We start from the raw sequence: 7,439 nt of genomic DNA, 5'->3' as shown, positions 1-7,439 counted from the left end.
TAGATTGGGAGTCATTGTTTCCTTTCCAAGGTAGGATTTACACCTACATCCAAGAATTAGTTATGGAATTTTCAAGGTTTTTTTATCCTTGTCGTTCTCACTTTGAGTTATATACAATTATTTGTATTTTTTTCTCAAAAACGAGTCGCACTGCTTCAATCCCACATTCCGCACCTAAAACTTGCATACAAAAAAATACTTGGACAGCACCCGCAAGAAAAGGTGAGTGGGGGTCAGGTGGTCAAAGCAATGATAGTAAACGGGTTAGGGTTTGTATCGGGAACATTATATATGTTTCCTAAATATATGGATAGCTATGCCTGTGAACACTTGATAGGAGAAGGAGTATTACCAGAACATTTAAATGACGACAGACTAGGAAGAGTATTAGACCAATTATATTTAAAAGGATTAAGTGGAATCTTCACTTTGATAGCGTTAGCAGCAGTAAAAAAATCTGGAGTGAATTTATCATCGCTACACTTAAATTCTTCTTTATTGCACCTGCACATTGTCATTTTACTCAAGCTTTCCTTTTATCAACTTTTTTGAGTTACTCACTCTATTTTCAGTAACTCTACTTTTTCATGCAGTATTTTTTATAACTATCCTTCTTTTTCCCAACTCCAGCTTGATTTTTAACTTTCCATCCCTTATGACTTTGGTTTTGAATCAAAAACTAGCTCCCAAATTCCCTATCATTTCTTTTGTGACAGTTTCAGGTGCGGAATGTAGGTTCAATTTGTCCACTTTCACGATAATGACGCAGCAGTTTTCGTAGAAACCACAAGCTGACCTTGAACCTTGAATTTTGCGTCACTTGCCATTAAGAACCTTCCTTTGCTAACCAACCTGAATGGCGCGACCGACGCAAATCCTCTAAGTCTGAGTAAGATACTGCCATCTAATCAAACAATTACTTCATGTATAGGTTACCGTAGTTTGTGGCTCAATTACATGACATGAGCAGATTTTTAAAGTTTTCCACCGTTTTCATTATCGTTGAGAAATTGCTGATACATAGGTCTAGCTATTTGTAAAAAAATTGTCGAGGGCATGGGGATCGGATCTGGGCTGAGTCTAAAACAGTCATAGGAACATTACTTTATGTTACCTTCAACGCAAACTAAGGTATCTTTGAATATATGTACATTACACCTGCCTAATAACTTCCTAAGAACTGCATGTTTCCTAATCAAGCATTGCGACCCATTGAAGTTTTGCTAGTTGAAGGCTCTCCTAGTGATGCTAACCTAAACATCAAAAGCTTTTTAAATGCCCAAATTGCCAACAACTTACACCGGGTTGAAGATACTGAAAGTGCTATGAACTATTTACGGGAGCAACAAGAATTCACTAATGTTCCCCGTCCAGATTTAATCTTACTCGACCTGAATCTCCCAGGAATGGGCGCTAAGTGTTAACAAAAATCAAATTAGAACCGAATTTTAACTGTATTGCTATTGTTATAATTACTACCTAAAATAATGAACAGTCTATACTACGTTCTTATAATCTTAGTGCTAATTGCTATGTAACAAAAACTATTGATGTCTACCAGTTTATTCAGATTGTGCATTTGATCTAAGATTTCTGGCTGATAGCAGTAACACTACCACGAAAGTAATGGGGTTGGGAATTTAAATTGTTGCTTAAAACAGCAGAGAATAAAACCCTGTTCAACAAATAGGAAATCAGGTGATTATCTAACAAATTGATATAACCCTGTACTATGGAAAAGCTCATAATTCACATTCTATTAGTAGAAGATAGCCCCAGCGATGCCCATTTGCTACGCCGGATATTTTTTCATGCAGATCAAGAACAATGGCAGATGTTACATGTTGAACGGCTATCTCAAGCAATAGATGCTACCAGGGAAAACTCTGCGCCTAACCTTGATGATTTTCAGATAGAGAGTCAAAGGCAACCGAGATTTGACTTGGTTTTGTTAGACCTCAGCCTCCCAGACTCTATTGGACTGGACACCTTGAAAAAATTTCGGGCTGCAGTATCCGATATCCCGGTTGTGGTGTTAACAGGGCTTGATGATGAAGATTTAGCAATGCAAGCATTAGCAGAAGGCGCACAAGACTATCTCGTTAAAGATCAAATAACGATACAACGGTTAGTCCGTGCCATTCGCTATGCCATTGAAAGGAGTGAAATTCTCAACCAACTACGGGATAGTGAAGAACGCACCCGTCAGGCGCTGGTAAAAGAACAGGAACTCAACGAGTTAAAGTCGAATTTTGTAGCAATGGTTTCCCACGAGTTCCGCACCCCCATGACCACGATTCGGACGGCTGTAGATATCCTTGAATATAACAGCGGAAAACTAACTTATGAGCGGAGAACTAAATACTTTGCTCGAATTCAAAATGCTATCAATCAGATGCTCCATCTATTGGATGAGATATTGTTCTTGAGTAAAACTGAAGCAGCTAAACTCGAATACAAACCTACACTTGTGGATTTAGAAAATTTCTGTACAGAACTCACACATATTCTGCAACTCAATGCAGGTAGTCAGCACAGTATTATCTTTACTTTTCAAGGGGAATCCACCCAAGCCCAAATGGATGAAGACCTATTAAATTGTATCTTTACCAATTTGATCTCCAATGCTATCAAATACTCCCTTGAAAATGGCACTATCTGGTTTGATTTGATTTGTAAAGATCACTTCGCCACTTTTCTGGTAAGAGATCAGGGCATGGGCATTCCCTTCAAAGACCAAACTCGTCTGTTTCAAACCTTCTATCGTGCCAGTAATGTGGGTGTAATTCAGGGAACAGGACTGGGACTCACTATAGTTAAAAAATGTGTGGAGCTACATGGTGGTCATATTCAATTAGAAAGTGAGGAGGGTGTTGGCACAACAGTAATTGTAACTTTGCCACTGCAATGACTATGCGGCTCAAGTAATTGTTACTATTTCTTAGAGAATTTTGTTGATTTAGTGACTATCAAAAAGTAAATCATTCAATCATAATATATCAGGTGTGTTAGTCCTATATTTCAATATAATATTTAACAAAAACCATGATTATAATGCTTAAAATACCCCATTGTATGGCAAGACTAAATTTGTCCTTTATATTTATAAATTTTAGGTCTAAAGCGCTATAAGAGTCATTAGCTCTAACACCATTTTAGTCTTGCCATACTACTACTTAAGATTTATTTAGTTGCTTATTTTGGATAAAGTTGAGCTAAAAAAGCTGGTAATAAGATAGACAATCAGGTGATTGTACTCTGTTAAACACCATTTTTCAACTAATCCTTGTTGGGTGATGGATTCAAAAAGGCAACTTCCCTTTAAAAGTATTTTGCTCATTAACCGTGTCACTATAGAAAATAGAGCTGCAAATTGAGCAATAGGAAGACTAAAGAACGCTGTGCAGATAACATTCTTAGGCACGAGTTCCGGTGTACCCACGCGATCGCGCAATGTTTCCAGTGTCGCCCTGAGATTACCCCAAAGGGCAGAACTATGGTTATTCGACTGTGGCGAAGGCACCCAGCATCAAATTATGCGGAGTGAACTGAAAATCAGTCAACTTTCCCGAATTTTTATTACTCATATGCATGGCGACCACATCTTTGGCTTGATGGGACTTCTTGCTACTTGCGGCTTGGCTGGCAACGTGGAACGAATTGATATATATGGCCCACCTGGATTAAATGATTACATTCAAGCCGCCTCCCGTTACTCCTACACACACTTTTCCTACCCCATTAAAGTCCATGCCATCCGTCCAGGCGTGATTTATGAAGATGATGACTTCACTGTTAGCTGCGGTAATTTGCATCACCGCATTACAGCTTTCGGCTACCGCGTAGCCGAAAAAGACCGGACAGGACGCTTTGATGTGGAAAAAGCCAAGGCCTTGCAAATCCCTCCTGGTCGCATTTATGGTCAACTCAAGCGTGGTGAAACAGTGACCCTTGCCGACGGACGGGTGATTGATGGCACTCAATTATGCGGCCCTACAGAAATTGGTCGAAAGATTGCCTATTGTACAGACACAATTTATTGTGATGGTGCAGTGGAATTAGCTCATGATACAGATGTATTAATTCACGAAGCAACCTTCGCTCATCAAGATGCAGACATGGCTTTTCAGCGGTTGCATTCCACAACCACAATGGCAGCACAAACGGCTTTAGCGGCTGGGGCGCATAGACTGATTATGAGTCATTTCAGTCCCCGCTATGCTCCCGGAAATACGTTGGAATTGAAGGATCTCCTCAAGGAAGCCCGTGCTATTTTTCCCCGTACTGACATGGCTTATGATTTCATGATTCATGAAGTACCCAGGCGGCGAGAAGTAGAGTTAACCAAGGTAAGCGTTTAAATTTTAGATTTTAGATTTTAGATTTTAGATTTCCTATCGAACCTTTCTAATCTAGAATCTAAAATTAACCAGGCTCTATTTTGGAGTTTGGTAGTCGAACTTATAATGCCCAGCAAATAGACAGCAGTTTAGTTTGATGAGTAAGTTAACTAGTTAACCAATAATTTACGGTTCACTAAGTGTATCAATAATATAAAAACAGTATGGTTTAAATATTTTTCTCAACGTGTTTTTTATATTACAAGTTCTCAAAATAACTTTAATACTATAGTAATATTATAAATCAGAGATTTTTCTACTGAAATATTTAGGAAAAATCATTAATTTTTCGTCAAGATTTTCCTTCCTTAAATAAAATATTTATTAAAATTTTATTCTCACAACACTGATTAAGAATTTATATGCATGAATTGATGAACATGAAAGTAATAGTTGGCATAATATTATGCCAAGTGAGCTTGTCATTGCCGGAAGAATAATTAAGTATGCTATTGCGGTTATAGGTGTAAAAAACATTTTACATTTCTCATAAATCTTCCAAATAAATATAGTGTTTCGATATTAAAGGAGTTTGATAGTGGCTAAGACTAGTCTGAACCAAGAGCAACAGGTTACTACTTCAGCACAAGGCGCAGTTGACATCAGACAACTATCTACTATTTTGCTTCGCCGACGTTTGCTGATATTGGGGGTTTCCTGTGTAGTTATGTCAGCTGCTAGCCTCCTAGCTTTCATTGCCAAACCTACTTACCAGAGCAATATGCAGATATTGGTAAATTCAAATTTATCTGAAGGCACACAGTCAAATAATATCCCACAAAGAGCAGACATCAAGGTTAGCGATCCCAATTCTCAAATTGTTGATTCCACTACTCAGATTAAACTCATGCTGAGTTCTAAGTTACTTCAGAAAGCCGTAGATTTACTTCATTCTGATTATCCTGATATTACCTTAGAGGATATTAATGGTCAAACAGAACAGAATAAAAAATCACCTCTAGAAGTGACTCCAGAAGAGGGTGGCATAGGAACTAATAAAGTTTTTAGTCAATTATTTAAAGTTTCCTTCAATGATGACGATCCAGTCAAAACACAAAGAGTACTTCAAGCTCTACAGAAAGTCTATAAAAGCTACAACAAAGAGCAACAAAAAGAACGCCTAAATCAGGGACTGGCTTTTGTCAATACTCGCCTACCTGAGATAAAAAAAGAGGTGGATAAAGCTGATAAGAATTTGGAACAGTTTCGCAAGAAACATAAATTACTCGATCCCGAAGTCCAAAGTAAAATCCTGCTAGAATCTTTAGCCGATATTCAAAAACAGCTACAAACCACTCGTGCCCACCTTCAAGATGTAAACGTTCGCTACGATAATCTAGAGCAACAAATAGCCTCCTCATCCCAGCAAAATGCACTAATATCTTCTCGTTTAAATCAGTCAAGCCGCTATCAAACACTATTGAGTGAAATTCAAAAAACTGAACTAGCCTTGGCTAAGGAGCGGCTGCGCTATACAGATGATTATCCATCGGTACAAAAACTAAAACAGCAACGCCAAAGTCAACTGTCGTTATTACGACAAGAAGTGAAAGCTATTACTACTGGCAGTAAGGGAGAACCGCTCTTCAAAACTCAAATAGTAGGGGTTGAGCCAAAGCTAGTAGACGAGTTAATTCTGGTGCAGACAACTGTTTTAGGACTAACTGCCAATGAAAAGAATCTAGCCGAGTCAGAACAGCGACTTCGCTCTGAGCTAAACAAATACCCAAGTTTAATAGCAGAGTATAACCGTCTGCTGCCAAAGGTAGAAACTAGTCGTAAAACCCTTGAACAACTACTCCAGGCGCAACAGTCTTTGGGACTTAAAATTGCTCAGGAAGGATATAACTGGCAAATTTTGACAGAACCTGCTCTGGGTACTTATATGGGGAGCAACAGATTATTACTTTTGGTTGGAGGAGCGGTAATTGGGCCGATTTTAGGTATCTTAGCAGCCCTGATTTTGGAAACGTTTAATGACGCTATTTATTGTGCGGGAGATTTAAAGAAACTGACGAACCTACGTTTATTGGGGTCAGTGCCAAAACTACCGTCGCGTGGTGTCAACAAGCGGCGGCTGGGCCTGCCTTGGAATGGGCGGCGAAGCTCAGATCCCTCTGTAATAGAAGCCAGTACTAAATTGCCTATCCATGAAACCTTGGATATGATCTACCAAAATATTCAAATATTAAAATATCCCTTACCCTTCAAGTCGCTGATGTTTACTTCAGCACTACCAGGAGAAGGGAAGACAACCTTAGTATTAGGGCTTGTGGCTAGTGCTACCCGGATGCATCGACGGGTATTAGTAATTGATGCTAATCTACATAATCCTAGCCTGCATAAAATTCTGGAACTATCCAACGACTGGGGACTATCTCTGTTATTAGTTGATGAGACGACTACTCATTTTCAAGATTACATCCAGCCCATTCACCCCTCCATTGATATTTTGACTGCTGGGCCGGAACCTGAAGACACGGTGAAGTTGCTCAGTTCTCAACGGATGAAAGAACTAATAGAGTTGTTCGAGCAAAGTTATGACCTAGTACTAATAGATGCTCCAGCTATTTTAGGCACGGTTGATGCCAGGATTGTGGCATCTTTTTGCAATGGTATTGTGATGGTAGAGCGCATGGGTAAAGTCACCCGAACTGAACTAACTCAAGCAACAGAAATTTTGAGTAAGTTGAATTTAATTGGAATTATCGCTAATGAAGTGAGCAATTCTCAAAAGGTATTGGCATCGTAGACCGAAGAAGACGCGGCGACCCTCTTGAAACTCTCTGTGTCCCCACTTTACCGCGTCATCTTTTGGACGGTTTTTAAATGCGATCGCACTGTTATTTGTAGAATAAAGCACGGGTGAGAACTACTGGTATGCGCGATTGCTATTACCACAGGTAGAAACTTTTGCCAAGAGCAACTGTCAAGATTAACTGATTTCTACCTTATAGCTAAAGCAAAATGCATAATTAATAGGAGGTGGCAACCTCCTGCGTTGGAGAAGTGTCTCATCTTAAGTAGTAGACGCCATAG

5 protein-coding genes are annotated in these 7,439 nt (G+C 39.1%); all 5 read left to right on the top strand.

The features are described 5' to 3' along the window. The first annotated feature begins 102 nt into the window (after positions 1 to 102). Complete coding sequence (locus ACEYW6_RS10710) at positions 103 to 552, top strand: DUF4277 domain-containing protein (RefSeq protein WP_412979690.1); 450 nt, start codon at positions 103 to 105, stop codon at positions 550 to 552. Positions 553 to 1,184: 632 nt separating this feature from the next. Then, positions 1,185 to 1,424: a hypothetical protein gene (locus ACEYW6_RS10705; RefSeq protein ID WP_412979689.1), complete on the top strand. Its 240-nt coding sequence runs from the start codon at positions 1,185 to 1,187 to the stop codon at positions 1,422 to 1,424. 308 nt (positions 1,425 to 1,732) lie between these two features. After that, a complete protein-coding gene (locus ACEYW6_RS10700; protein WP_412979688.1) occupies positions 1,733 to 2,911 on the top strand; it encodes an ATP-binding protein in 1,179 nt (392 codons plus the stop codon). A gap of 490 nt (positions 2,912 to 3,401) precedes the next feature. After that, complete coding sequence (locus ACEYW6_RS10695; RefSeq protein WP_190900663.1) at positions 3,402 to 4,361, top strand: ribonuclease Z; 960 nt, start codon at positions 3,402 to 3,404, stop codon at positions 4,359 to 4,361. A 577-nt stretch (positions 4,362 to 4,938) separates the two neighbouring features. Continuing rightward, a complete protein-coding gene (locus ACEYW6_RS10690) occupies positions 4,939 to 7,152 on the top strand; it encodes a GumC family protein (RefSeq protein ID WP_412979687.1) in 2,214 nt (737 codons plus the stop codon). The last annotated feature ends 287 nt before the right edge of the window (positions 7,153 to 7,439 follow it).

The sequence above is a fragment of the Nostoc sp. UIC 10607 genome, from assembly GCF_047228265.1.
Classification (GTDB): domain Bacteria; phylum Cyanobacteriota; class Cyanobacteriia; order Cyanobacteriales; family Nostocaceae; genus Nostoc; species Nostoc foliaceum_A.
Note: the sequence above shows the minus strand (reverse complement) of the source record. Positions and strands in the feature narration are given on the sequence as shown.

Excerpts from the sequence above, each read along its gene's own strand:
- ACEYW6_RS10705 (WP_412979689.1), top strand. The coding sequence starts at position 1,185 with ATGTTTCCTAATCAAGCATTGCGACCCATTGAAGTTTTGCTAGTTGAA.
- ACEYW6_RS10700 (WP_412979688.1), top strand. The coding sequence starts at position 1,733 with ATGGAAAAGCTCATAATTCACATTCTATTAGTAGAAGATAGCCCCAGC.